Raw genomic sequence first — 26006 nt, forward strand, 5'->3', positions numbered from 1 at the left:
TTACTCGTTATTTTTACTTGCATCATTGATAGAGCTACGGACAAAGATGCTGAATGACCGGGTTCACCGATGGCCTCGTGGCTTATCGCAGGCACGTCAACCTCCCGGTTGTCGCCTGCATAGAGGCGCATATTTCGGTAGCCTGTATTTCCTGGTGGAAAACAGCACATTTATTGAGGGAACAGCTTCTGAAGAAGGGGCACCAGATCTGATTCCATTTACCGGCCAAGCTGCCATCCGCAGCCCGCTAACTGCTTGATTACACATTACGTCTTACGCCATTGCTGCGTTTATGCGTTATCAGGCAAATTTACCTATTTTGCCTTTTCCACTGTTTCAGGAAGATAGGCGGGTAAAACCACAGCATTATTCCATTGCTGGTACTGTTATAGCAAGGTGACTTTACGGATGTGCAACAAGATTGTTCTCCTGATTTTTACCAAATGTGCGAGCAGTATGACTGAAGTCCGCACCTTCGATGGCAATCTGAGGGTCTACTATCTCGGTAACCGCCCATTAAGTACCTGACAGACAGTTAAGCACATAAAAAGGAGTGGCGCTATCCGCACGGGCTATTTAGAATCGCGCATCATGAAAACAGAGAATCCATCAGTACAATTTATCGCAGTTTCTGCCGATGAAGCAGGGCAGCGTATCGACAACTTTTTGCTGGCGCGGCTTAAAGGTGTGCCGAAAAGTATGATTTATCGCATCTTGCGTAAAGGCGAGGTGCGCGTGAACAAAAAACGCATCAAGCCTGAATATAAGCTTCTGGATGGCGATGTGGTGCGCGTTCCTCCCGTGCGCGTAGCGGAACGCGATGAACCGTCGGTGTCTGCCAGTCTCGATAAGGTGGCCGCGTTAGCCGATTGCATTTTGTATGAAGATGACAGTCTGATCGTGCTCAATAAACCCTCCGGCACAGCGGTGCACGGCGGCAGTGGGCTGAGTTTCGGTGTCATCGAAGGGCTGCGCGCGCTGCGGCCTGAAGCGCGTTTTCTGGAATTGGTACATCGGCTCGATCGCGATACGTCTGGCGTATTGCTGATCGCAAAAAAACGGTCGGCGCTGCGTGCGCTGCATGAGCAACTGCGGCTCAAGGGAATGCAGAAAAATTATCTGGCGCTGGTACGCGGTCAGTGGCAATCCCATTGCAAAGTGGTGCAGGCACCACTGTTGAAGAATATTTTGCAAAGCGGTGAGCGCGTGGTGCGTATCAGTAGCGAAGGGAAACCTTCTGAAACCCGTTTCAAGGTAGAAGAACGCTTTGAGCTGGCGACGCTGGTCCGCGCCAGTCCGGTGACGGGGCGTACTCACCAGATCCGCGTACATACGCTGCACGCCGGTCATCCTATCGCGTTTGACGATCGATATGGCGACAGAGAATTTGACCGGCAACTTGCTGCCACTGGGCTGTCACGTTTGTTCTTGCATGCGCAATCATTGAGCTTTGAGCACCCCGGTACCGGTGAGATGATGCGTGTCGAAGCGCCGCTTGACGCTGCATTACGTCACTGCTTACAGGTATTGCGGCAGCAGAAATAGCATCAATAATGTGTGACAATCAAAATCGCCTGCTTTGCGCAGGCGGTTTGTTAGTGAGCGTTAGCCTAATCCGGTCAGGGTTAACGGATTCACACCCTCCTGGCGCAGCATCTCGCACAGCGCAATGAGCGGCAGGCCGACCAAGGTATTCGGGTCGCGTCCGGACAGTTTATCAAACAGCGCAATCCCCAATCCCTCACTTTTGAAACTGCCCGCACAGTGCCACGGTTGTTCACGCGCCAGGTAGGCAGCAATCTCTTCTTCACTCAGCGTACGAAAATGCACGTCAAAGGGCTCGACCAGCGATTGCAGCACGCCACTGGCGCTGTTGAGCAGCGCCAAGCCGGTATAAAAAGTGACGCGATTACCGCTGGCCTGACGCAGCTGCTGCGCTGCCTTCTCCGCTATCAGCGGTTTTCCTGTAATGACACCGTCAAGCACGCAGACTTGGTCGCCACCGATTATCAGGTGTGCAGGATAGCGGGTAGCCAACGCTTGTGCTTTTTTCCGTGCTAATCGCTCAACCAGCGCGACGGCACGCTCCTGCGGGCGTGGTGTTTCATCAATAGCGGGATTGGCACATTGAAAAGGCAGTCCCAGCTTGTCGAGTAGGCTTTTACGGTAAGGAGAGGTAGAGGCGAGCACAATCGGAGACATAATTTTTACGATAAACCGTAGCGTAATCAAAAAAGGCATTTTACACTGTGCGCCGCTGAGAAAGCGAATCTGGGCGATCGCGAATCTTGATAAAATAGTAAGACAACGCCGCCTTTTCCTTTGACTCTATGTCGTTACGACGTTAGTATGCGCGCCCTATGCAAAAGGTAAAATTACCCCTGACCCTGGATGCAGTTCGCACAGCTCAAAATCGTTTATACTATGTTGGTGTCTACACGGTTGAACAAGTTGCACGCATTGCCGAGTCTGTGGCCAGTGTGGATAGTGATGTACAGGTCTATTTATCGTTTAATATCGATAATCAGCGCCTGGCGGTGATTAACGGCAGTGCACAAGTGGCCGTTACGCTGATGTGCCAGCGTTGCCAAAAGCCGTTTGAACATCAGATTCACACCACATTTTGTTTCAGTCCTGTCGTCAATGACGAGCAGGCAGAGGCTCTGCCGGAAGCGTATGAGCCAATCGATGTCGATGAGTTTGACGAAGTCGATTTGCTGGCGATGGTTGAAGATGAGATTATTCTCGTATTGCCCATCGCTCCGGTACATGATTCTGAACACTGTGAAGTGTCCGAAACGGACATGGTGTTTGGTAAACTGCCTGAAGAGGCGGAGAAACCGAACCCGTTTGCCGTATTAGCCAGTTTAAAGCGTAAGTAATTAAGGAGTAAGGTCCATGGCCGTACAACAGAACAAACCTAGCCGTTCCAAACGTGGTATGCGTCGTGCTCACGATGCGCTGACCACCTCTTCTGTTTCCGTAGACAAAGTTTCTGGCGAAACTCATCTGCGTCACCACATCACTGCGGATGGCTACTACCGCGGTCGCAAGGTTATTGCCAAATAATTCTCACGAATTATTAGCAAGGCAATACTTTGACACGCCTCACACTGGCGTTAGATGCAATGGGCGGGGACGTTGGTCCCTCCGTAACGGTGCCTGCGGCATTGCAGGCACTGGCTTCTAATCCGGGTCTTAACTTGTTATTGGTCGGCGATCCCGCTGCGCTTCATCCATTACTCGACAAAGTCGATTCTGCGTTACTGTCCCGGTTGGAAATTGTGCCGGCTGAATCGGTTATTGCGAGTGATGCGCGTACGTCGCAGGCGATCCGTGCCAGTCGTGGTACGTCGATGCGCATTGCGCTGGAACTGATAAAAACGGGTAGGGCACAGGCGTGCGTGAGTGCAGGAAATACCGGAGCCCTGATGGGGCTGGCGAAACTCCTGCTCAAGCCGTTGGAAGGTATCGATCGTCCTGCGTTGGTGACGGTGTTGCCGCATCAGCAGCAGGGCAAAACGGTGGTGCTGGATTTGGGTGCCAACGTCGAGTGTGACAGCGCGCAATTGGTTCAGTTTGCCGTTATGGGTTCAGTGATGGCCGAAGAAGTGCTGTCGCTGCACAATCCGCGCGTTGCTCTGCTGAACATCGGTGAAGAAGAGACCAAAGGCCTGGCCGCGATTCGCGATGCGGCGGCGCAATTAAAGAATACGCCCTCGATTAACTATATTGGTTATCTTGAAGGCAATGAGTTGCTGACGGGTAAAACCGACGTGATGGTCTGTGACGGCTTTGTGGGTAATGTCACATTGAAGACGATGGAAGGCGTGGTAAGGATGTTCCTGTCACTGCTTAAATCGTTGTCGACGGATGTCGGACGTAAAGCAAAGCAAGCGTGGTGGCTCACGTTGATCGGCCGTTTTATCCAAAGACGATTAGCGAAACTGTTCGGTCATCTCAATCCTGATCAATATAATGGCGCATGTCTGTTAGGGCTGCGGGGCACCGTGATAAAAAGCCATGGCGCGGCAAACCAGCGGGCGTTTGCTGTTGCTATCGAACAGGCAATGCAGGCGGTGCAGCGGCAACTTCCCGACCGGATTGCGGCGCGCCTGAAAACTGTATTACCCAAGAGTGACTGAGCGACATGTATACTAAAATAATCGGAACGGGCAGCTTTTTGCCTGAACAAATCAGGACGAACGCTGATTTAGAACAATTGGTCGACACTTCCGATGAGTGGATTGTGACGCGCACCGGTATCCGTGAGCGCCGCATTGCCGGGCCGGATGAAAACGTGGCGACCATGGGTCATCAGGCCGCGCTAAACGCGCTGGAGATGTCGGGCATCGATAAGGACAAAATTGGTTTGCTGATTGTCGCAACCACGTCCTCGACGCACGCGTTTCCGAGTGCCGCGTGTCAGGTTCAGCAGATGCTGGAGATCCGCGACACCATCGCCTTTGACGTTGCTGCGGCTTGCGCAGGGTTTACCTATGCGCTCAGCATTGCCGATCAATACATCAAAAACGGCGCGGTAGATTATGCGCTGGTGATTGGCTCAGACACGCTGGCGCGCACGCTGGATCCGGCCGATCGCGGTACCGTCATTCTGTTCGGTGACGGTGCGGGCGCGGTCGTGTTGGGTCACTCTGAACAACACGGTATCCTGTCAACCCACCTGCACGCGGATGGTCGCTACGGTCATTTATTGACGCTGCCTCATCAGGATCGTGCGCATCAGGATCAGCCTGCCTACCTGACCATGGCTGGCAACGAAGTGTTCAAAGTCGCCGTGACCGAACTGGCGCATATCGTTGAAGAAACGCTGCATGCCGCACAACTCGATAAGAGCGAGTTGGACTGGTTGGTGCCGCATCAGGCTAACCTGCGCATCATCAGTGCCACGGCGAAGAAATTGGGTATGGGCATGGACAAGGTTGTGGTGACACTCGATCGCCACGGCAATACGTCGGCCGCTTCCGTACCCAGCGCGCTTGATGAAGCCGTGCGCGATGGTCGGATAAAACCCGGTCAGTTGATCCTGCTGGAAGCCTTTGGCGGCGGGTTCACTTGGGGTTCTGCTCTGGTTCGTTTTTGATCAAACGGGACGTTTAATATGACGCAATTTGCAATGGTATTTCCGGGGCAAGGTTCCCAGACAGTCGGCATGCTCGCTGAGCTGGCAGCACAATACCCGGTAGTACAAGACACCTTTGCTCAGGCTTCTGAGGTATTTGGGTACGACTTGTGGCAGCTCACTGCACAAGGCCCAGCGGAAGAACTGGATAAAACCTGGCAAACCCAACCAGCACTGCTGACAGCGTCGGTGGCGATTTGGCGGGTGTGGCAGCAGCAGGGCGGCAAACAGCCCGCGCTGATGGCCGGCCACAGTCTGGGTGAATATTCGGCGCTGGTGTGCGCCGGTGCTCTGGACTTTCAGGAAGCGGTGCGTCTGGTTGAGTTGCGCGGCAAACTGATGCAGGAAGCCGTGCCGGAAGGCACGGGCGCGATGTACGCCATCATCGGTCTGGATAACGATGCCATTGCGGCTGCCTGTGAAGCGTCTGCTGAGGGGCAAGTGGTTTCTCCGGTGAATTTCAACTCGCCGGGACAGGTAGTGATTGCGGGTAACAAAGAAGCCGTTGAGCGTGCCGGTGTGGCTTGCAAAGCTGCCGGAGCCAAGCGTGCGTTGCCGCTGCCGGTCAGCGTGCCCTCCCACTGCGCGTTGATGATGCCTGCGGCAGAAAAACTGGCAGAAGCGTTAAAAACAATTACAGTTACTACGCCAGCCATTCCTGTGGTCAACAATGTTGATGCGCGTAGTGAAACCGATCCTGATGCCATCCGTGCGGCGCTGGTGAAACAGCTTTACAGCCCGGTGCGTTGGACCGAGTGTGTCTCCTACGTTGCGGCTCAAGGTGTTGAGAGCTTGCTGGAAGTGGGACCAGGCAAAGTGTTGACCGGGCTGACAAAACGTATTGTTGACACCCTGAGTGCGGCGGCGGTTAACGACCCGGCTTCACTGGCTGCGGCCCTGGAACAATAAAACGGAGAGTACCATGAGCTTTGAAGGAAAAATCGCCCTGGTAACGGGTGCAAGCCGCGGTATTGGCTGTGCGATAGCAGAAACGCTGGTGGCTCGCGGTGCCACCGTGGTGGGAACCGCGACCAGCGAAAATGGCGCGCAAGCCATCAGTGAGTGGTTGGGTGCCAATGGCAAAGGTTATATGCTTAACGTCGCCGATCAGGCGTCCGTTGAGGCAGTATTAACAGCGATTCGTGCGGATTTCGGTGAAATCGACATTTTGGTCAACAACGCCGGCATTACGCGTGATAACCTGTTGATGCGAATGAAAGACGACGAGTGGCAAGATCTCATCGACACCAATCTGACATCGGTATTCCGTCTGTCAAAAGCCGTGTTGCGTGCCATGATGAAAAAACGTTTTGGTCGTATCGTTACCATCGGCTCCGTAGTCGGCACCATGGGGAACGGCGGACAGGCGAACTATGCGGCGGCGAAAGCGGGCCTGATTGGCTTTAGCAAGTCGCTGGCGCGTGAAGTGGCCTCACGCGGCATTACTGTCAATGTGGTTGCGCCAGGTTTTATTGAAACCGATATGACGCAGGCATTGACAGAAGAACAACGTGCAGGCATTTTGAGCCAGGTTCCTGCGAACCGTCTTGGGGACGCGAAAGAGATCGCCAGTGCTGTTGCTTTTTTGGCCTCCGATGAGGCTGGTTATATTACGGGTGAGACATTGCATGTCAACGGCGGCATGTATATGATCTAAATAGCTCGGAGTTTATTTGCGTTATTTGCGGTGAAAACCGCAAAATAGCACAAAACCGTGGTTAGACCAGCCGGGATTTTGTTGCATCTTTTTCAACATTTTATACACTACGAAAACCATCGCGAAAGCGAGTTTTGATAGGAAATTTAAGAGTATGAGCATTATCGAAGAACGCGTTAAGAAAATCATCGTTGAACAGCTTGGTGTTAAACCGGAAGAAGTGGTTAACAACGCTTCCTTCGTTGATGACCTCGGCGCTGATTCTCTTGACACCGTTGAGCTGGTAATGGCGCTGGAAGAAGAATTTGATACTGAAATTCCAGACGAAGAAGCAGAAAAAATCACAACTGTTCAGGCAGCCATTGATTTTATTCAGGCTAACCAGCAGTAAGCGAACATATCTAGGCGGTCATTCGACCGCCTAAGTTTTCTTTGTCCCACAGTGTCATATTTTCCCTCCCTGGAGGACAAGCGTGTCTAAGCGTCGTGTAGTTGTGACCGGACTGGGCATGTTAACTCCTGTCGGCAATACAGTTGAGTCCACCTGGACTGCTCTTCTTGCCGGTCAGAGTGGCATCAGCCCGATCGACCATTTCGATACTACTGCCTATGCAACTCGTTTTGCTGGCTTAGTAAAGGATTTCAATAGCGAAGATTTCATCTCGCGCAAAGAAGCGCGCAAGATGGATGCCTTTATCCAATACGGTGTCGCCGCGGGCATTAACGCCATGCGTGATTCCGGTATTGAAGTAACGGAAGAAAACGCGACGCGCTTCGGTGCGGCGATCGGTTCCGGCATTGGTGGCTTGGGGCTCATTGAAGAGAACCACAGTTCACTGGTGAACGGCGGTCCGCGTAAAATCAGTCCGTTCTTTGTTCCTTCTACCATTGTTAACATGGTTGCAGGGCATCTGAGCATCATGTTCGGACTGCGTGGTCCGAGTATTTCCATTGCCACCGCCTGTACTTCTGGCGTGCATAATATCGGCCATGCGGCGCGCATCATTGCTTACAACGATGCAGATATCATGTTGGCTGGTGGTGCAGAAAAAGCCAGTACGCCTCTGGGCGTTGGTGGCTTTGGCGCAGCTCGTGCACTGTCCACGCGTAACGATAATCCTCAGGCGGCAAGCCGTCCTTGGGATAAAGATCGTGACGGTTTCGTGCTGGGTGACGGCGCCGGGATCATGGTGCTGGAAGAGTATGAACATGCGAAGAAACGCGGCGCGAAAATTTACGCCGAAATCGTTGGCTTCGGTATGAGCAGCGATGCCTATCACATGACGTCACCGCCGGAAAACGGCGCTGGTGCAGCGTTGGCGATGCAAAATGCCCTGCGCGATGCCGGTATCACGCCGTCTCAGATTGGGTATATCAATGCGCATGGCACCTCAACGCCAGCGGGCGATCTGGCGGAAACGCACGCAGTGAAATCTGTGTTTGGTGAACAAGCGAGCCGCGTAATGGTAAGCTCAACCAAATCCATGACCGGCCACCTGTTAGGGGCTGCGGGTGCTGTGGAATCTATCTTCACGGCGCTGGCGTTGCGCGATCAGGCTGTGCCGCCGACCATCAATCTGGATAATCCGTACGAAGGTTGCGATCTGGATTTTGTACCGCATGAAGCTCGTCAGGTTTCCGATATGGAATACACGCTGTGTAACTCCTTCGGTTTTGGCGGCACCAACGGTTCCCTGGTATTCCGCCGCGTGTAATGGCGCTGCGATACCGCTAAAAGCCCGGGCAACCGGGTTTTTTTTTGCCTGTCACTCGCCACTGTGGACAGGGCATAATTCAGAACGTGCCCCTTGTTGGCGTCATGGGTTACTGGCACTCTGGACGTCACGCGGTTGCCACTACCCTCGGCGGTGTTGACATCGGCGTTCATGAACCTGTTGGGTGAGGACAGCGAATGTTTTGGATAAATGGCCAGGCGCAAGCGCAGATAACCGTGACCGATCGTGGCCTCCAGTATGGTGACGGTTGCTTCACCACCGCATGCGTGCTGGACGGCAAGATCGTATGGCTGCCATTGCATATGGCACGGTTACGACAGGACACGGCGCGTTTACATATTCCGTTTGCGGCATGGGATACACTGCATGTCGAAATGGAACGGGCGGCGCAGGGCGTGGAGCAAGGCGTAGTGAAAACCATCTTGACGCGTGGCAGTGGAGGCCGAGGTTACAGTACGCTGTCGTGTAGCGAACCAACACGTATTGTCATGCAGACTGGCTATCCTGCTCATTACACCGAATGGCGCAGGCAGGGCATTGCCCTTGGTATCAGCCCGGTCGCGTTGGGGCGCAACCCACGACTGGCAGGCATTAAACACCTGAACCGGCTGGAGCAGATCCTGATACGCCACGAGATGGAGGCGCAAGGTGTCGATGATGTGGTGGTGCTTGACACTGAGGGCTGCCTGGTGGAATGCTGTGCGGCTAATTTGTTTTGGCGCAAAGGCTATCAGGTATTTACGCCGGATTTGTCATTCGCGGGCGTGAACGGCGTGGCGCGTCAGCAGGTGATGACCCGCTTGGCTCAGTACCCCGATTATCAGCTGCAGGTGGTGCGCGAACCTGTGACGACGCTCGCCGATGCTGATGAAGTGTTTGTTTGTAATGCATTGATGCCGGTGCTTCCGGTCAATCAAATTGATACCTGGTGTTATCGCTCCAGAGCGTTGTACCAACTACTGAGCCCTAACGGTTAGTCGATGGTTGAATGATGAAAAGAAAGAAAACGCTATTTTTCCTGCTGGGAGTGATGGTAATCGCCTCGGCACTCGGCGCTGCATGGCATAACCTGCAACAGTTTGCCCGCTCACCGCTGTTGATTGAACAAGAGACCATTTTCACCCTCCCAGCCGGAACCGGCAGAGAAGCGCTGGAAACCTCGCTGACAGAACAGCAGGTGATCCCTCCAACGGTGCTGTTTCAATGGTTGTTGCGCGTGGAGCCCGAATTGGCAAAGTTCAAAGCGGGCACCTATCGCTTGATGCCGTGCATGACGGTGCGGGAGATGCTAGCGCTGCTGGCGAGTGGCAAAGAGGCGCAGTTCTCTATTCGTTTTGTCGAAGGATCGCGACTGCGCGACTGGCTGGAAATGTTGAAAACCGCACCCTACCTGGCGCACAGCGTGCAGGATAAAACGCCGCAAGAGATTGCTGCTCTGCTGGACATTAAAGAGACGGAGAGTCCGGAGGGCTGGCTCTACCCTGACACCTACCTCTATACCGCAGGCACGCGCGATAGCGATCTGCTGCTGCGTGCGCATCATCGTATGCGTAATGTGGTGGATGGCGTGTGGAAAAACCGCGAAGCGGGCTTGCCTTATGCATCGCCGGAAGAACTGCTGACCATGGCCTCTATCGTGGAAAAAGAGACGGCAGTCAAAGAGGATCGCCCTCAGGTTGCTTCTGTTTTTGTGAATCGTTTACGCGCTGGCATGCGTCTGCAAACCGATCCTACCGTGATTTATGGTATGGGTGAGGATTATCGTGGTGTGATAACGCGTAGCGCGCTGGACACCGCCACGCCGTATAATACCTATGTGATTGCCGGGTTGCCGCCGACGCCAATCGCCATGCCGAGCCGAGCTGCACTTGAAGCTGCCGCGCATCCGGCAAAAACAGATTATCTTTATTTTGTGGCGGACGGGAAGGGAGGGCACCGTTTCACGACCAACCTCGCCGATCATAACCGTGCAGTGCGCGCTTACCGCTCAACGCTGAAGGACCGGGATGAACAGTAAATTTATCGTGATTGAAGGATTGGAAGGCGCAGGTAAAACCAGTGCGCAGAATACCGTATTAGCAACCTTACGGACGCACGGCGTGCAGGATGTGGTTTTTACCCGCGAGCCGGGCGGTACGCCGCTGGCCGAGCGACTCCGTGACCTGATAAAACAGGGGGCCGACGACGAAAGAATCAGAGATAAAGCGGAACTATTGATGCTTTATGCCGCACGTGTACAACTGGTAGATAATATCATCAAACCTGCCTTGGCGCGTGGCAGTTGGGTGATTGGCGATCGCCACGATCTCTCCTCGCAGGCTTATCAGGGCGGCGGGCGCGGTATGGATCAACAGCTCATGCAGTCACTGCGTGATACAGTGCTGGGCACATTTCGTCCCGATCTTACGCTGTACCTTGATATTCCCCCGGAGCAGGGGCTGGCGCGCGCGCGCCAACGCGGTGCGCTTGACCGTATTGAGCAAGAATCGCTGGATTTCTTTGCCCGTACCCGCGCACGTTATCAGGCGCTGGCTGCCACCGATGCCACCATCGTTACCATTGATGCCTCACAACCGTTGGACAGGGTGAGTGCGGATATTGAAGCCGCGCTGGTGCAGTGGCTTAGTCAGCAACAGGCACCAGATGCCGCGCCGTTGTCGGTACAGGAGCGCTAAGCATGGAATGGTATCCCTGGCTGAATGGCCCCTATCGGCAACTGATTGAGGGATATCAGGAGGGGCGGGCGCACCACGCGGTATTGCTGCACGCGTTGCCGGGTATGGGACGCGAATCGCTGGTGTATGCGTTATCAAGACGCGTTCTGTGCCAGAAGCCTGAGGGCATGAAAAGCTGCGGTGAATGCCATTCCTGTAAATTGATGATGGCGGGCACGCACGCGGACTTGTATGCCCTCAGCCCGGAAAAGGGCAAACAGACGTTAGGGGTTGATGCGATACGCAGCGTATTGGAAAACCTCTATCAGCGTTCGCGGCAGGGCGGTGCCAAGCTGGTATGGATTCAAAACAGCGAGCAGTTGACGGAAGCGGCGGCCAATGCGTTGTTAAAAACCCTGGAAGAGCCGCCAGAAGAGACCTATTTTTTGCTGGGTTGTCATGAACCAACGCGTTTGCTGGTGACACTGCGCAGCCGCTGCCTGCACCTTTATCTGCCTACGCCTGACGAAGCGCAGAGCGTGGTCTGGCTCAATAAACGACACCCTGCTTCTGAGCAGGCGCTGCAAACCGCGCTGCGTTTGCAGGCAGGTGCACCGCTAGCGGCTGAGCACCTGCTGCAAGACGATACCGCACGTCAGCGCACGGCACTATGTCAGGCGTTGGCAAACGCGGTGCCAGCACGTGCGTTTTATTCGTTGTTGCCACAACTGAACCACGAAGACGCGCCGGAGCGCCTTCACTGGCTCTCCTCGCTTCTGCTGGATGCGTTAAAAATACAGCGTGGCGCCGCGAGTGCGCGCGTCAACCTCGATCAGGATGCGCTGATCGCGCTGTTAGCCAACCAGTTGTCCGCGGCGGAAATCGACGCCGTGCTTGCTCGTTGGCTGCGCTGCCGTCATCAACTCCTGACGGTGACAGGCGTAAACCGTGAACTCCTGCTGGCTGATGTGTTACTGGAATGGGAACAACGGTTCCAGACAGCAAGCCTTAATGTCCTCCCTTCTTTCTCTGTTTGATAAGCTTTGAGTAAATAGCATGTTATTAGTGGATTCGCATTGCCACCTTGATGGCCTGGATTATCAATCTCTGCATAAAGATGTGTCTGATGTGTTGGCCAAAGCGCGGGCGCGTGACGTCGGCTTTGTGCTGGCGGTAGCAACCACACTGCCAGGTTTTCGCACCATGCGTGAACTGATCGGCGATCGCCCAGGAGTGGACTATTCGTGTGGTGTACACCCTCTCAATCAGGACGCATCGTATGATTATGCCGAGTTACGCCAACTGGCAGCCGATGCGCGCGTGGTGGCGATGGGAGAAACCGGTCTTGATTACCATTATCAACCGGAAACACAGGTGCAGCAGCGTGATTCCTTTCGGGAACACATTCGCATCGGCTGTGAGTTAAACAAGCCGGTTATCGTGCATACCCGTTCGGCGCGTCAGGATACCCTTGATATCCTGAAGGAAGAGGGAGTAGAGCGCTGTGGTGGTGTGCTGCACTGCTTCACTGAGGATATCGCGACGGCGCGCACGCTGCTGGATATGGGCTTCTATATCTCATTTTCAGGCATTGTGACCTTTCGTAATGCAGACGAACTTCGTGACGTTGCCCGCTTTGTTCCGCTGGACCGCCTGCTGGTTGAAACCGATTCACCTTGGTTGGCGCCGGTGCCGTTTCGTGGCAAAGAGAACCAGCCGGCCTATGTGCGCGATGTTGCCGAGTATCTGGCTGTGCTAAAAGGGGTTGATATCGCACAATTAGCGGCAACGACCACAGACAATTTCTCCCGCCTGTTCCACATCGATTCACAGCGGTTGACCGCCGCAGTCTAGTGTTTACAATGTCCGAGTTTTTTTGTGCCGCGTAATTAATTGATGCTTACCTGTGCGTTGGTTGGTGATTTCACCACCAGCGACAGACGCTATGCCTGCCTGTTACGTACAGAAATAGTGATGTGCGCTATTCGACCTGCTGGCGCAATGAAACGTGATAGCAGTCAAACATTAAGCGTGTTGCTTAATAGTGAAATAAGGGTGTTTCGGTGATTGAAGTAAATTTTACGCTGTTCTGAGATGGAAATTCCAAAGACCGGCGCTAAGGAGTAAGAAGGTATCATCAATAAAGGGTCTACGATTCCGTAAAATTTGGGTCATGCAACCGAGGCGCTTGATACCCGCGATGGTGTGTTCAACTGTAATACGGATGCCCGAGATTATTTTATTTTCTTGTTTTTGTTCAGGCGATAAAGGTCTTTTTCGAGTTCCTTTTTTTGGGATTTGTGTATTAGGATGCTGTTTATCTATACATTGAAAACCGGTATCTGCCCAGATGGTTACCTCAGGAGGAATATGGCGAATTATATCGACTTTATCGAGTAAGCGTTTATCGTGACGGCGCCCATTTTTGCTCATGGGGATAAATCCAATTTGCCTTGTTTCGTCAGTCATAATAAGCCCTTTTCGAGTGGTCTGTCTTTTCTTTCCCGAATACATTTTTTTTCGCCGACGCAGATTCTTAGGCTTTTGGACAGGTCGCTCTGTCCCATCAATAAAGACGTCTTTAACTCCAGGAAAGGCGCGAAAAAATTCCTCAGCAGAGCGAATTTGACGAGCGGGCAAAACACATTCTCGCCCCAAGGTCATCTCTAAAACCGGCAATAATATTTTTACCCAGCGACATACCCGTGTTCTATCTAAACCAAAAAGAAGTCCTTGCAAATCATAGGTCGGATAACATTTTAAATACAATAAAATAAAAAGCAGTTTATCTAATGGGGTTGGGATAAATCCTTTCTGCCCTGCACCCATCTGCCGCTCGTGATCTTTTCGATTCTTTTTCCGATAAATCAAATAACAAGCTGAAAATTCAGCGGCTAAATTTTTCAATTCTTCGACTGATAATCCAATGATTGCTTTACATAAACGATTATCTCGTAACAACCGCTCTTTGTTGATCATTTCAAAGGCTTTGTTGAATAATTTAACCGTTTGATTTACATCTTCTTTAGGTAGAATGCATGTACAGAGACTGTATTTTGTTAGAACGACAAATCAAGTAGTTAGCACAATAAAAAGCATTACGGCTGGAAAACTTAGTTGTTGAAGTGTTATAATAATTATGTAAATCAGCATGTTAAATTATTCAACAAAGCCCATTTCAAACCTTTATTCTCTAAGTTAAACCTCTTTTTATTCTCAATAGCCTGACAAAAAATGCAAGTCTCTATTCAGCAACTAGTTTATTGAATGATTCATTTATTTTACTCTGCGTAAAAATTAAAAGAGGGATAAATCCCTCAAATAACAAAGGGTATCCTCCCCGCCTTTTGTTGCTATAACGCCGTAAAGCACTATTACTCAGGAGCACACTCAATTATGTTCAAGAATGCATTTGCCAACGGCTTTGTTGAATAATTTAAGATACTGATTTATATAAGCATTATAAAATTTCAACGACTAATTTTTCCTCTCGGAATGCTTTTTATTGTGCTAACTATTTGATTTGTCGTTCTAACAAAATACATTCTCTGTACATGCATTCTACCTAAAGAAGATGTAAATCAAACGGTTAAATTATTCAACAAAGCCTTTGCCAACCTGCAAAAAGTAGGTAAGTCGCTGATGCTGCCTGTTTCCGTACTGCCCATTGCAGGTATCCTGCTGGGAGTCGGATCGGCCAACTTTAGCTGGCTGCCGGCCATCGTCTCAAGCGTGATGGCGCAAGCGGGTGACTCCGTATTCGCCAATATGCCACTGATTTTTGCCATCGGCGTTGCCCTCGGTTTTACCAATAACGATGGGGTTTCAGCGCTGGCGGCCGTTGTTGCCTACGGCATTATGGTGAAGACGATGGCTGCGGTGGCTCCACTCGTGCTGCAACTGCCGCCTGACGTGATCATCAAACAGCACCTGGCGGATACCGGGGTACTCGGCGGGATCATCGCGGGCTCGATTGCGGCTTACATGTTCAATCGTTTCTACCGCATCCAGTTGCCGGAATACCTGGGCTTCTTTGCCGGTAAGCGCTTTGTGCCGATTATATCTGGCCTGACGGCGATCATCACCGGTGTGGTGCTCTCTTTTATCTGGCCACCGGTCGGGACCGCAATCCAGACGTTCTCGCACTGGGCAGCCTACCAGAACCCGGTGCTGGCATTTGGTCTGTACGGTATTGTTGAACGTTCGTTGGTGCCGTTTGGTTTGCACCATATCTGGAACGTGCCGTTCCAGATGCAGATCGGTGAGTTCACCAACGCAGCGGGCCAGGTGTTCCATGGTGACATCCCACGTTATAGCCAAGCGACTTAATTTTGATTACACCATATGGACTGAGAACAAACTCTCTGTATCGCAACCCATCTCTCTTTTTTTGCTTTTTGCTTGTGCCCATTTATGCTCAATTGGGTTAAGATCTGGCGAATATGTAGGCAAATACTCCACCATATATAGCCAAGCGACATTATTTTGATAACAGCCAGCTATGCTTCTTTGCCGCATATCAGGGCATAGGATGTAATCATTTTTAAGTCGGTTGTCTATACCTGCGCGAACACGCCGCAGAATATGGCATTGATCCGCAGCGTATCGGCGTATTGGGTGATTCTGCGGGTGGATATCTGGCACAAATGCTGGGTGTCACCAACGGTGAAAAAACCTTCGATAAAGGGGATTATCTCAATCAATCCTCGGATGTTCAGGCCGTGGTGACCCTCTATGGGCTCTCCAATCTGCTCAACATCGGTGCTGGCTTCCCAGAGAATATTCAGGATGTACACCGCTCACCGGCGTCAACCGAAGCGCTGTTGGTTATAGCCAACCGACTTAAAAATGATTACATCCTATGCCCTGATATGCGGCAAAGAAGCATAGCTGGCTGTTATCAAAATAATGTCGCTTGGCTATACCCTGCATCGATGATGACTTGTTGAATATTATGTTTTTTGTGAAAAGTGGCATTGTCCATCATGATTACACTGTTTTTAGGGAGTACTGGGATAAGGACTTGTGTGACCCAGGCATAGAAAACATCGCTGTTAATATTGATATCAAATAATCCGATAGCAAACAGCGTTGTGCCTAATAAAGCGCCGATAACATTTGTTCTTCCCCTAGCTCCCCAGTTCTTCAGGCCAAAACACCGTTGACCTTTTGGGGAATAGCCGTGAGTCCGTGGGGCATCGTGTGAAAAACCACTTTCATCAATAAAAACAATAGGTTTACCTTCTTTTTCATACTGTTGTTTTTTTTGTTGAAATCCCTGCCGGGCGTTTTCGTCGGCTTTCGGATGACGTAGAGTTTTTTTTATAGGTCAATCCCAGCTTTTTAAGCGCTTGCCAAATGGCCTTCTGACAAACGCCAAAACGCTCTGCACGTTCTTTTTGGTAAGCATCTGGATATTGTTCAACATCTTTTATCAACTCGGATTTATCGATCTTTCGCTGACGCGTGGTCGATGCTTTTGACTCTATTTGATTAATCCAACGCAATACAGAGGCAGGGCCAATCCGAAATTGCTTCGCTGTTTCTCGGATACTCAACCCTTCGTTTTTCCGTGTAGATATCACTTTACGTCTAAAATCAATTGAATAGCTCATTTAAATAATGTAATCAAAATTAAGTCGTTTAGCTATACATGGCCGGAGACCCGACTGCGGGTAAACTGGCAGGCGGCTTCCTGTTCAAAATGTACGGTTTGCCTGCGGCAGCGATTGCCATCTGGCATTCTGCCAAGCCGGAGCATCGGGCTAAAGTGGGCGGCATAATGCTATCTGCGGCGCTGACGTCGTTCCTGACCGGGATCACTGAACCGATCGAGTTCTCCTTCCTGTTTGTGGCACCGATCCTGTACGTGATCCATGCCATTCTGGCGGGCCTGGCGTTCCCTATCTGTATCCTGCTGGGGATGCGTGATGGCACCAGCTTCTCCCACGGTTTGATCGACTTCGTGGTACTGAGCGGTAACGGCAGCAATCTGTGGCTGTTCCCGATCGTTGGCTTGGGCTATGCGCTGGCTTACTACACCATCTTCCGCGTACTGATTGCAAAACTGAATCTGAAAACGCCGGGCCGCGAAGAGAGTACCGCTGAACAGTCTGCGCAGAACAACAGTGAAATGGCCGCGGCACTGGTGACAGCATTCGGTGGCAAAGCGAACATCACCAATTTGGACGCCTGTATCACGCGTCTGCGCGTCAGCGTCGGTGATGTTGCCAAAGTGAATCAGACAGGTCTGAAAAAACTGGGTGCAGCCGGCGTTGTTGTTGCAGGCTCCGGTGTACAGGCGATTTTTGGTACTAAATCTGACAACCTGAAAACGGATATGGACGATTACATTCGTAATCATTGATTCGTTGTCCGGGGAGTGATAAAGGGAGCGTAAGCTCCCTTTTTTATTGGGCGCAAGCCTGCGGTGAACGCGCTAAAATTCAAACGTCTGAATAAGAAAAAATAGAAAGAAGGTTGAAAGCAACCGAAAGAGTCACTCATACTGCCGTAACCGTTCGGCATTACACGTTTACAAGGAACTCAAACATGGCTGAAGAAACCATTTTCAGTAAAATTATCCGCCGGGAAATTCCTTCCGACATCGTCTATCAGGATGAACTGGTGACTGCCTTTCGTGACATCGCTCCCCGTACACCAACGCACGTTCTGATCGTGCCTAACGTGCTGATTCCGACCGTAAACGATGTGTTGCCTGAGCATGAGCAGGCGCTCGGGCGATTGTTTACTATTGCGAGCAAGATTGCGCGCGACGAAGGCATCGATGAAGACGGTTATCGTCTGATCGTTAACTGCAATCGCCATGGCGGCCAGGAGGTCTATCATATTCATATGCACCTGCTGGGTGGACGTCCTCTGGGGCCGTTGTTGTCGGACTAACTTCATGAACTTCCAGATTGTGCGCGGCCTGTTATCTGCGGTATTGGTGTTGGGGGCCGTTGCGTGTTCCAGCAAACCGCCCGTGTTGACCATCAACGAGCGGCAAACGTTAGTGCTTGATGCCTCTCTGCTGTCCGCAGGGATTACGGCATCAAAACCCGATCTGACCACGCGCAGTGAGGGGGGAAGCGCCTGGGCGGTGCTGCGCAATACCTCATCCCAGGCCGTGGCGGTGCAGTACCGCTTCTACTGGTATGACGGAAAAGGGTTAGATGTACTGCCTTATGACGAGGTGAGCAGCGTTCTGGTGCAAGCACAGAGCGAAATGCGTATCTCCGGTGCGCATGAGGGGCAGAATGTTCAGCAAGTCCGCCTCCATCTGTTTCTGTAAAAGCGTTTAGAGAGGAAAGCATGAAAAAGTATCTTGTGCTGCTGTTCGGGGCGATGGTGTTGACCGGATGTATGACCCGTCCGCCAGAGCAACAGCCACCGGCGCAGATCGAACCGGTGCAACCGTCGCTGCCGGAAGTGGTCACCCCGCCGCCGGGACAGTCGTTGCCTACGCCTCCGAAAATGCAAACCCTGAACTGGGATGACAGCGTCGGGCCGTTAGTGGCACAAATGCGACAGGCCAGCGGCGTCGCACCCGGCAGTATCCTGCTGGTTGACAGCGTGAAGAACAACACCAACGGCTCGCTGCCGGTCGCGAAGGCAACAGCGGCGATTTACGCTGCGCTTGGCAACGGCAACGCATTCACGCTGGTGCCGCATGAACAGGTGGCCGTGGCGAAACAGACGCTGGGGTTATCGGCAGAGGACAGTCTGGGCTCTCGCACTAAGGCGATTGGCCTGGCGCGCTACGTGAGCGCGCAGTATGTGCTCTACAGCGATGTAAGCGGTGATGTGAAAACCCCGCAGTTGGATATGCAACTGATGCTGGTGCAAACCGGTGAAATCGTGTGGTCGGGAAATGGTGCCGTCCAACAGTAAAGTGGCGCTTGAACGTCTGCTTGCGCAACACTTTCCGGCGGTCGATACCGCCGGTTTTCATTTCGATGCCGTGAACGGTTCGGGACGCGGTTGCTGGCGCGTTCGCGTGGATGATCCTCAACTGCTGGCGCGGCCGCAAACCACCGGGGCAGCGCAGCTAGGTGTCTTCAGGCAGCGTGAATATCGGGTGTTACGTCAACTCTCAGCACGGCAACTGGCCCCTAAGCCTGTTGTGTACCGCGACGGTTGGCTCATTGTGGAATGGGCCTCAGGGGCTACAGTGTCTGCGCAGGATTTTTCCTGCCTATTGGAAAACGGATCGCTGGCACAACTGCTCAGCCAACTTCATCGCCAGCCGTGTTGTGGTTTTCGTTTGAATTTGCCGATGCAGTTTACCCGCCATTGGCAAAACATGGATCCGCGTCGGCGCTCGCCTGCGCTGCTGCGCTGGCACCACCATTTTCAGCGTAAAGCTCCACCTGACTTGCTCGCGTGGGCACCTTTGCATCTTGACGTGCATAGCGAGAATGTCTTGATCACGCCGCAGGGGTCGCTGCTGCTTATCGATTGGGAATACGCCGCCGATGGTGACATTGGGCTGGAACTGGCGCTGCTGGTGCGTGGCAACGGGCTTGACGTTGAGTCACAACGGCACTTGCTGCGAACCTACCAACAGCAGCGCCCGGGTTTGTGCGCGCAGGCATTGAACGCATCGGTTCAACAGTGGCTGCCCTGGGCCGATTATCTTATTCTGATGTGGTGTGAGGTGTGCTGGCATCAAACGGGACAAACGGCGTTTTTAGCGGCAGGTTCGGCTTCGCGTCGTGCTCTCGGACTGAACGTGTAATCTGGACGAGTAATCTACACCTGCGCGTCAGATAACCTGTCACCGGTCAATGCAGGCACGATCCATCAGGTGTATTATCAAAAAGCGTTTGCTCGCGATAATGAGGCGACGTCTGGCATTGGCCGTAACCGGAGGATGGAGTTCAGATGATTATCTACTTGCATGGCTTTGACTCCACTAGCCCTGGTAACCATGAAAAAGTGTTGCAGTTTATTGACCAGGACGTTGAGCTGCTGAGCTACAGTACGCTTCATCCCCGGCATGATATGCAACATTTACTTAAACACGTCGAGAAGCTGATCCAGCGTGCGCAGGACGAGCGTCCGCTGATTTGTGGTGTAGGGCTGGGTGGTTTTTGGGCTGAATGTATCGGCTTTTTATGTGATATCCGTCAGGTCATTTTCAACGCAAACCTGTTCCCGCAAGAGAATATGGCAGGAAAAATCGACAGTCCTGAAGAGTATTCCGACATTGCCACCAAGTGTGTCGCCAATTTCCGTGAGAAGAATCGCGATCGCTGTCTGACCGTGCTGTCGCGCAACGATGAAATGCTGGACAGCCAGCGCAGTGCCGCGCTGTTGGGGGCGTTCTACGAAGTGATTTAGGACGATCTCCAGACACATAAATTCAAGAGTATCTCGCCGCACCTTCAGCGCATTAAGGCGTTTAAAACGCTCGGTTAATCGCTAACAACTCCTTTTATTTTTCCCTGCCACGGAGTTTGACGTTCATCGTCTAACGTCGTGTGTCCTATACTGATATCACCACCTACAAATAATTTGATGAATTCAAAAGAAATTTTTTTGCTGCGAATCAAGTGGATAAAAAATAAATTCATATATATAGCCAAGCGACATTATTTTGATAACAGCCAGCTATGCTTCTTTGCCGCATATCAGGGCATAGGATGTAATCATTTTTAAGTCGGTTGGCTATATCAATTTTGGTATGACCAAATGACCTGGCGTGCTATTCTTCCCTCAGATTTTGCATTTAACTTATGAGAACCCTATGTAATATAAGGATATTGTTTTTTACGCATTATTAATTATTGGTTCACAATCAGGGGGGCGTTTTGACATCAGCACTTAAAAAAATTGTTATTGTCGGCGGTGGAGCCGGCGGTTTGGAATTAGCCACCAGCCTGGGCCATAAGCTGGGGCGTAAAAGCAAAGCTGAGATCACCTTGGTCGATCGTAATCAAAGTCATTTATGGAAACCGTTGCTGCATGAAGTGGCAACAGGCTCGATGGATGATGACATTGACGCGATGAGCTATCTGGCGCATGCCCGCAACCACGGCTTCCACTTTCAGTTAGGTACTCTGATGGACATCGATCGTGAAAACCAGTGCATCCGACTGGCCGAAATCTATAACGGTCAGGCTGAAATGCTGGTTGCTGAACGTTCGCTGTCCTATGATATTCTGGTGATCGCGCTGGGCAGTATTTCCAACGATTTCGGCACCACCGGCGTGAAAGACAACTGTATTTTTCTCGACAGCCCCAAACAGGCGCGCCGTTTCCACAATGAAATGCTTAACCTGTTCCTGAAATTCACCTCAAACGCTAACGACGACAAAGAAAAGGTTAACATTGCTATCGTCGGCGGCGGCGCAACTGGGGTGGAACTCTCCGCAGAACTGCACAATGCGGTGAAGCAACTGCACAGCTACGGCTTTGACGGGCTGGATAATCAGGCATTGAACGTGACGCTGGTAGAGGCCGGTGAGCGTATTTTGCCCGCGTTGTCGCCGCGTATTTCTGCTGCCGCACATCAGGAGTTGACCAATATCGGTGTACGCGTTCTGACCAAAACCATGGTCACAGAAGCGAAACCCGGTGGTTTACACACCAAAGAGGGCGAGTTTATCGAAGCCGATTTGATGGTGTGGGCCGCAGGGATCAAAGCACCCGATGGCATGAAAGAGATAGCCGGTCTGGAAACCAACCGCATCAACCAGTTGGTGGTGGAGCCGACGCTGCAAACCACGCGCGATCCGAATATCTATGCCATCGGCGATTGTGCATCGTGTCTGCAACCGAGTGGCGGCGTGGTCCCGCCGCGCGCCCAGGCGGCGCACCAGATGGCGACGCGTTGCTATCACAATATTATCGCCCAGCTTAACGGTCAGGCGTTGAAGCCTTATGTCTACAAGGATCACGGTTCGCTGGTATCGTTATCCAAGTTCAGCACTGTCGGCAGCCTGATGGGTAACCTGATGCGTGGATCGGTGATGGTGGAAGGGCGCATTGCGCGTGTGGTGTATATTTCACTGTACCGTATGCACCAGATTGCCTTGCACGGCTATACCAAAACCGGGTTGATGATGCTGGTGGGCGGTATTAACCGCGTGATTCGCCCGCGCTTGAAACTGCATTAATCGACGGGATTCTACAACGTGCTACCTGTTGGGGTGGCGCGTTGTCCTGTCCTGAAAGGCTCAGATATGGCGTCTTTTTACTCGCAGAATAACATCTCGCCTTAACGCCAATTTCCCCTAAGAAAAATCCTAAATAACCGCATTTTATTAACATATCCAGGCTTTTGGTTAACTAATCTGATTGTCACTTATTTTCTTCGAATGCACACTTTCGTCAGTTATTAACGAAACAACGCATGCTGTAATGGCTGATACCGACGTTATGGGCACCATCCTCTGACGCTCATGGATACAGCGAATAAAGCAGGTGCGAGCGGTCATTAAGGAGGTTTCTGTGAACAAATCCATGTTAGCGGGGGTGGGTATCGGTGTGGCTGCTGCTCTGGGCGTAGCGGCGGTAGCCAGCATGGAGGTTTTTTCACCCGAGCCGCAGTTTGCCCAGGTTATTTCGGCAACACCCATTAAAGAAACGGTGAAAACACCGCGTCAGGAGTGCCGTGATGTCAGCGTAACCCATCGTCGTCCGGTGCAAGATGAGAATCGTCTGGCGGGGTCGGTACTCGGTGCGGTGGCCGGTGGCGTCTTGGGCCATCAGGTCGGCGGTGGTCGAGGCAAGGATATTGCCGCGGTGGCGGGGGCGTTGGCGGGCGGGTATGCAGGCAATCAGGTTCAGGGCCATATGCAGAATAATGATACCTACACTACGACGCAACAGCGTTGCCAGACGGTATATGACAAATCCCAGAAAGTGATGGGCTATGACGTCACCTATAAAATTGGCGCACAGCAAGGCAAGATCCGCATGGATCGCGATCCCGGCACCCAAATCCCGTTGGACAGAAATGGGCAATTGGTACTGAATCAAAAGGCATAAGTGGAAATCTGACACGCCCGTCAGGGCCTGTCATTCCTTGCTTAACGCTCAAACAGTAATTCCGCCCAGCGAGCTAACCCGGCGGTGACGGAACCAAAATCATCACCGCTGGCGATAGCCACATCAGGCAATGCTTGTTGTACCGCCAGACGCAGTTGCGGCGAGCGCGCGCTTCCACCGGTCAAATACACGACATCTGGACGTGTGGCGCTGTCGTCCAGCGCCTGGCGAATTTGGGTTTGAATCTGCGACACGGGTTGCGCAATCGCCTGCACCATCTCTTCGGCAGAAACGCGTGTTGCCAGCGCGGTTTCAATAAACGCTAGCGTAGCATCGGTCAGGGAGGCATCGGATAAGGCAATTTTGCAAGCCTCCGCTTGCTGCACCAAACGATAGCTAAAGCGCTGCTGCCATACGCTCAATAAGCGTTTGACCTGTGCCGGTTCACGCGCATCGCGGATCATCTCGTTGATCAGTGTGCGGGTTGCATTGTTGTAAAACGCACTCTGCGCCGGCACATCGTTAATAGCGACCGCATTCCACCAGGGCAAGGTTGGCAGGGCAATGCCTTTTTCTGTCATGCCATTCATACCGAGCAGCGGCATAAACTGTTTGAAGGCCAGTTGGATATCAAGATCGTTGCCGCCGGTACGGCATCCGCTGTGTCCCAACAGACTGTCGTAGCGCTCTTGCTTGCGGTGCCACGCAGGCCCCATCAGCAGCATCGAGCAGTCGGTAGTTCCCCCGCCGATATCTACCACCAACACCCGCGTTTCCTGCTGAAGCGTCGCTTCAAAATACAGCCCGGCGGCGACAGGTTCAAACTGAAATGCGATATCACGAAACCCGGCGCGCGTTGCTGCGCGCTCAAGAATAAGCGTGTTGCTTAATAGTGAAATAAGGGTGTTTCGGTGATTGAAGTAAATTTTACGCTGTTCTGAGATGGAAATTCCAAAGACCGGCGCTAAGGAGTAAGAAGGTATCATCAATAAAGGGTCTACGATTCCGTAAAATTTGGGTCATGCAACCGAGGCGCTTGATACCCGCGATGGCGTGTTCAACTGTAATACGGATGCCCGAGATTATTTTATTTTCTTGTTTTTGTTCAGGCGATAAAGGTCTTCTTCGAGTTCCTTTTTTTGGGATTTGTGTATTAGGATGCTGTTTATCTATACCTTGAAAACCGGTATCTGCCCAGATGGTTACCTCAGGAGGAATATGGCGAATTATATCGACTTTATCGAGTAAGCGTTTATCGTGACGGCGCCCATTTTTGCTCATGGGGATAAATCCAATTTGCCTTGTTTCGTCAGTCATAATAAGCCCTTTTCGAGTGGTCTGTCTTTTCTTTCCCGAATACATTTTTTTTCGCCGACGCAGATTCTTAGGTTTTTGGACAGGTCGCTCTGTCCCATCAATAAAGACGTCTTTAACTCCAGGAAAGGCGCGAAAAAATTCCTCAGCAGAGCGAATTTGACGAGCGGGCAAAACACATTCTCGCCCCAAGGTCATCTCTAAAACCGGCAATAATATTTTTACCCAGCGACATACCCGTGTTCTATCTAAACCAAAAAGAAGTCCTTGCAAATCATAGGTCGGATAACATTTTAAATACAATAAAATAAAAAGCAGTTTGAGTCTGTAAAGAATTTCGTGTAAATGGCTCCATCGCTTAACCGGAAATCCGATCTCCATACATCAACATGAATTGGCTCATAGCCGGTTTCCAGTCTCTGATTGGTAGGGTCCATTTAGCCGAGATATTATGCAAGGCTAGATAGAATAATTTTAGCACCGAGTCATCCGTTGGAAATATTCGTCGCGTTTTCGTTATCTTGCGCAATGAAGCATTTAACGACTCTATCGCGTTGGTGGTGTAGATAACCTTGCGGATCTCCGGCGGAAAATCAAAAATGACGATGAGACGTTCCCAATTATAGCTAAACGACTTAATTTTGATTACATTATTTAAATGAGCTATTCAATTGATTTTAGACGTAAAGTGATATCTACACGGAAAAACGAAGGGTTGAGTATCCGAGAAACAGCGAAGCAATTTCGGATTGGCCCTGCCTCTGTATCGCGTTGGATTAATCAAATAGAGTCAAAAGCATCGACCACGCGTCAGCGAAAGATCGATAAATCCGAGTTGATAAAAGATGTTGAACAATATCCAGATGCTTACCAAAAAGAACGTGCAGAGCGTTTTGGCGTTTGTCAGAAGGCCATTTGGCAAGCGCTTAAAAAGCTGGGATTGACCTATAAAAAAAACTCTACGTCATCCGAAAGCCGACGAAAACGCCCGGCAGGGATTTCAACAAAAAAAACAACAGTATGAAAAAGAAGGTAAACCTATTGTTTTTATTGATGAAAGTGGTTTTTCACACGATGCCCCACGGACTCACGGCTATTCCCCAAAAGGTCAACGGTGTTTTGGCCTGAAGAACTGGGGAGCTAGGGGAAGAACAAATGTTATCGGCGCTTTATTAGGCACAACGCTGTTTGCTATCGGATTATTTGATATCAATATTAACAGCGATGTTTTCTATGCCTGGGTCACACAAGTCCTTATCCCAGTACTCCCTAAAAACAGTGTAATCATGATGGACAATGCCACTTTTCACAAAAAACATAATATTCAACAAGTCATCATCGATGCAGGGTATATGGTGGAGTATTTGCCTACATATTCGCCAGATCTTAACCCAATTGAGCATAAATGGGCACAAGCAAAAAGCAAAAAAAGAGAGATGGGTTGCGATACAGAGAGTTTGTTCTCAGTCCATATGGTGTAATCAAAATTAAGTCGCTTGGCTATA

Annotated in this window: 28 protein-coding genes and 6 pseudogenes; 26 read left to right on the forward strand and 8 right to left on the reverse strand. The window is 51.4% G+C overall.

The features are described from left to right. Nucleotides 1–591: 591 nt before the first annotated feature. Nucleotides 592–1545 (forward strand): 23S rRNA pseudouridine(955/2504/2580) synthase RluC, encoded by a 954-nt coding sequence (gene rluC / locus ACQGXV_RS21860; protein ID WP_440863110.1) that lies wholly within the window; start codon nt 592–594, stop codon nt 1543–1545. Nucleotides 1546–1605: 60 nt separating this feature from the next. On the opposite strand, the gene ACQGXV_RS21865 is transcribed toward rluC, so the two are convergent. Continuing rightward, a complete protein-coding gene (locus tag ACQGXV_RS21865; protein ID WP_440867548.1) occupies nt 1606–2202 on the reverse strand; it encodes a Maf family protein in 597 nt (198 codons plus the stop codon). 158 nt (nt 2203–2360) lie between these two features. Between ACQGXV_RS21865 and yceD the strand changes: the two genes are divergently transcribed. From yceD to ACQGXV_RS21930, 13 genes are all read left to right on the forward strand, one after another. Beyond that, nucleotides 2361–2882 carry a 23S rRNA accumulation protein YceD gene (gene yceD / locus ACQGXV_RS21870; protein ID WP_440863111.1) on the forward strand — a complete coding sequence of 174 codons (522 nt, stop codon included), beginning with the start codon at nt 2361–2363 and terminating at the stop codon, nt 2880–2882. A gap of 16 nt (nt 2883–2898) precedes the next feature. Beyond that, nucleotides 2899–3069 carry a 50S ribosomal protein L32 gene (gene rpmF / locus ACQGXV_RS21875; protein ID WP_009112338.1) on the forward strand — a complete coding sequence of 57 codons (171 nt, stop codon included), beginning with the start codon at nt 2899–2901 and terminating at the stop codon, nt 3067–3069. 29 nt (nt 3070–3098) lie between these two features. Then, on the forward strand, nt 3099–4145 hold the full coding sequence (plsX, locus tag ACQGXV_RS21880; protein WP_440863112.1) for a phosphate acyltransferase PlsX: 1047 nt from the start codon (nt 3099–3101) through the stop codon (nt 4143–4145). Between the two features lie 5 nt (nt 4146–4150). Further along, on the forward strand, nt 4151–5104 hold the full coding sequence (locus tag ACQGXV_RS21885) for a beta-ketoacyl-ACP synthase III (RefSeq protein ID WP_440863113.1): 954 nt from the start codon (nt 4151–4153) through the stop codon (nt 5102–5104). Between the two features lie 18 nt (nt 5105–5122). Next, nucleotides 5123–6052: an ACP S-malonyltransferase gene (fabD, locus tag ACQGXV_RS21890; protein ID WP_440863114.1), complete on the forward strand. Its 930-nt coding sequence runs from the start codon at nt 5123–5125 to the stop codon at nt 6050–6052. Between the two features lie 13 nt (nt 6053–6065). After that, entirely contained in the window at nt 6066–6800 is a 735-nt protein-coding gene (gene fabG, locus ACQGXV_RS21895) for a 3-oxoacyl-ACP reductase FabG (RefSeq protein ID WP_440863115.1), read from the forward strand. 154 nt (nt 6801–6954) lie between these two features. Beyond that, a complete protein-coding gene (gene acpP / locus ACQGXV_RS21900) occupies nt 6955–7191 on the forward strand; it encodes an acyl carrier protein (RefSeq protein WP_440863116.1) in 237 nt (78 codons plus the stop codon). Nucleotides 7192–7273: 82 nt separating this feature from the next. Then, nucleotides 7274–8515 carry a beta-ketoacyl-ACP synthase II gene (gene fabF, locus ACQGXV_RS21905; protein ID WP_440863117.1) on the forward strand — a complete coding sequence of 414 codons (1242 nt, stop codon included), beginning with the start codon at nt 7274–7276 and terminating at the stop codon, nt 8513–8515. Between the two features lie 197 nt (nt 8516–8712). Continuing rightward, nucleotides 8713–9513, forward strand: a complete 801-nt coding sequence (gene pabC / locus ACQGXV_RS21910) for an aminodeoxychorismate lyase (protein ID WP_440863118.1) — start codon at nt 8713–8715, stop codon at nt 9511–9513. A gap of 14 nt (nt 9514–9527) precedes the next feature. Continuing rightward, nucleotides 9528–10553: an endolytic transglycosylase MltG gene (mltG, locus tag ACQGXV_RS21915; protein ID WP_440867549.1), complete on the forward strand. Its 1026-nt coding sequence runs from the start codon at nt 9528–9530 to the stop codon at nt 10551–10553. Beyond that, nucleotides 10543–11211 (forward strand): dTMP kinase, encoded by a 669-nt coding sequence (gene tmk, locus ACQGXV_RS21920; protein ID WP_440863119.1) that lies wholly within the window; start codon nt 10543–10545, stop codon nt 11209–11211. The genes mltG and tmk overlap by 11 nt, the downstream gene beginning before the upstream one ends. Nucleotides 11212–11213: 2 nt before the next feature. Beyond that, entirely contained in the window at nt 11214–12227 is a 1014-nt protein-coding gene (holB, locus tag ACQGXV_RS21925) for a DNA polymerase III subunit delta' (protein ID WP_440863120.1), read from the forward strand. A gap of 19 nt (nt 12228–12246) precedes the next feature. Then, a complete protein-coding gene (locus ACQGXV_RS21930) occupies nt 12247–13044 on the forward strand; it encodes a metal-dependent hydrolase (protein ID WP_440863121.1) in 798 nt (265 codons plus the stop codon). 225 nt (nt 13045–13269) lie between these two features. On the opposite strand, the gene ACQGXV_RS21935 is transcribed toward ACQGXV_RS21930, so the two are convergent. Next, nucleotides 13270–14169 (reverse strand): transposase family protein, encoded by a 900-nt coding sequence (locus ACQGXV_RS21935; protein WP_440863122.1) that lies wholly within the window; start codon nt 14167–14169, stop codon nt 13270–13272. A gap of 663 nt (nt 14170–14832) precedes the next feature. Between ACQGXV_RS21935 and ACQGXV_RS21940 the strand changes: the two are divergent. Next, nucleotides 14833–15504, forward strand: a pseudogene (locus tag ACQGXV_RS21940) (PTS transporter subunit EIIC); the annotation flags it as partial. A gap of 21 nt (nt 15505–15525) precedes the next feature. Here ACQGXV_RS21940 and ACQGXV_RS21945 read toward each other — a convergent pair. Then, nucleotides 15526–15708: a transposase gene (locus ACQGXV_RS21945; RefSeq protein WP_440867469.1), complete on the reverse strand. Its 183-nt coding sequence runs from the start codon at nt 15706–15708 to the stop codon at nt 15526–15528. A 41-nt stretch (nt 15709–15749) separates the two neighbouring features. Here ACQGXV_RS21945 and ACQGXV_RS21950 point away from each other — a divergent pair. Next, nucleotides 15750–16019 (forward strand): annotated as a pseudogene (locus ACQGXV_RS21950) (alpha/beta hydrolase fold domain-containing protein); the annotation flags it as partial. Nucleotides 16020–16090: 71 nt separating this feature from the next. Here ACQGXV_RS21950 and ACQGXV_RS21955 read toward each other — a convergent pair. Both ACQGXV_RS21955 and ACQGXV_RS21960 read right to left on the reverse strand, forming a co-directional pair. Continuing rightward, nucleotides 16091–16516 (reverse strand): transposase, encoded by a 426-nt coding sequence (locus ACQGXV_RS21955; protein WP_440867550.1) that lies wholly within the window; start codon nt 16514–16516, stop codon nt 16091–16093. Then, nucleotides 16440–16805 (reverse strand): IS630 transposase-related protein, encoded by a 366-nt coding sequence (locus ACQGXV_RS21960; RefSeq protein WP_440863123.1) that lies wholly within the window; start codon nt 16803–16805, stop codon nt 16440–16442. The genes ACQGXV_RS21955 and ACQGXV_RS21960 overlap by 77 nt, the downstream gene beginning before the upstream one ends. 35 nt (nt 16806–16840) lie before the next feature. Between ACQGXV_RS21960 and ACQGXV_RS21965 the strand changes: the two are divergent. From ACQGXV_RS21965 to ACQGXV_RS22000, 8 genes and pseudogenes are all read left to right on the forward strand, one after another. Beyond that, nucleotides 16841–17557, forward strand: a pseudogene (locus ACQGXV_RS21965) (glucose PTS transporter subunit EIIB); the annotation flags it as partial. Between the two features lie 185 nt (nt 17558–17742). Further along, nucleotides 17743–18093: a purine nucleoside phosphoramidase gene (gene hinT, locus ACQGXV_RS21970; protein ID WP_440863124.1), complete on the forward strand. Its 351-nt coding sequence runs from the start codon at nt 17743–17745 to the stop codon at nt 18091–18093. Between the two features lie 4 nt (nt 18094–18097). After that, entirely contained in the window at nt 18098–18484 is a 387-nt protein-coding gene (locus ACQGXV_RS21975; RefSeq protein ID WP_440863125.1) for a YcfL family protein, read from the forward strand. Nucleotides 18485–18504: 20 nt separating this feature from the next. After that, nucleotides 18505–19083: a penicillin-binding protein activator LpoB gene (gene lpoB, locus ACQGXV_RS21980; RefSeq protein ID WP_440863126.1), complete on the forward strand. Its 579-nt coding sequence runs from the start codon at nt 18505–18507 to the stop codon at nt 19081–19083. Then, nucleotides 19064–19930 carry a phosphotransferase gene (locus ACQGXV_RS21985; RefSeq protein ID WP_440863127.1) on the forward strand — a complete coding sequence of 289 codons (867 nt, stop codon included), beginning with the start codon at nt 19064–19066 and terminating at the stop codon, nt 19928–19930. The genes lpoB and ACQGXV_RS21985 overlap by 20 nt, the downstream gene beginning before the upstream one ends. A 146-nt stretch (nt 19931–20076) precedes the next feature. Then, nucleotides 20077–20613 (forward strand): annotated as a pseudogene (gene ycfP, locus ACQGXV_RS21990) (alpha/beta hydrolase YcfP). 392 nt (nt 20614–21005) lie between these two features. Next, nucleotides 21006–22313 (forward strand): NAD(P)/FAD-dependent oxidoreductase, encoded by a 1308-nt coding sequence (locus ACQGXV_RS21995; RefSeq protein ID WP_440863128.1) that lies wholly within the window; start codon nt 21006–21008, stop codon nt 22311–22313. 334 nt (nt 22314–22647) lie between these two features. Next, nucleotides 22648–23187, forward strand: a complete 540-nt coding sequence (locus tag ACQGXV_RS22000; protein WP_440863129.1) for a glycine zipper 2TM domain-containing protein — start codon at nt 22648–22650, stop codon at nt 23185–23187. A gap of 41 nt (nt 23188–23228) precedes the next feature. On the opposite strand, the pseudogene yegD reads toward ACQGXV_RS22000, so the two are convergent. The 3 genes and pseudogenes from yegD to ACQGXV_RS22015 form a co-directional block, all read right to left on the reverse strand. Continuing rightward, nucleotides 23229–24062, reverse strand: a pseudogene (yegD, locus tag ACQGXV_RS22005) (molecular chaperone); the annotation flags it as partial. A gap of 52 nt (nt 24063–24114) precedes the next feature. Continuing rightward, nucleotides 24115–24882 (reverse strand): transposase family protein, encoded by a 768-nt coding sequence (locus ACQGXV_RS22010; RefSeq protein WP_440863130.1) that lies wholly within the window; start codon nt 24880–24882, stop codon nt 24115–24117. After that, nucleotides 24860–25138: pseudogene (locus ACQGXV_RS22015) on the reverse strand (transposase); the annotation flags it as partial. The pseudogene ACQGXV_RS22015 and the gene ACQGXV_RS22010, both read right to left, overlap by 23 nt. Nucleotides 25139–25159: 21 nt before the next feature. Here ACQGXV_RS22015 and ACQGXV_RS22020 point away from each other — a divergent pair. Further along, entirely contained in the window at nt 25160–25525 is a 366-nt protein-coding gene (locus ACQGXV_RS22020; RefSeq protein ID WP_440862584.1) for an IS630 transposase-related protein, read from the forward strand. Continuing rightward, entirely contained in the window at nt 25449–25982 is a 534-nt protein-coding gene (locus ACQGXV_RS22025) for an IS630 family transposase (protein ID WP_440862665.1), read from the forward strand. The genes ACQGXV_RS22020 and ACQGXV_RS22025 overlap by 77 nt, the downstream gene beginning before the upstream one ends. The last annotated feature ends 24 nt before the right edge of the window (nt 25983–26006 follow it).

Source organism: Symbiopectobacterium purcellii (assembly GCF_052050035.1).
In the GTDB taxonomy this organism is placed as follows: Bacteria; Pseudomonadota; Gammaproteobacteria; order Enterobacterales; family Enterobacteriaceae; genus Symbiopectobacterium; species Symbiopectobacterium purcellii_A.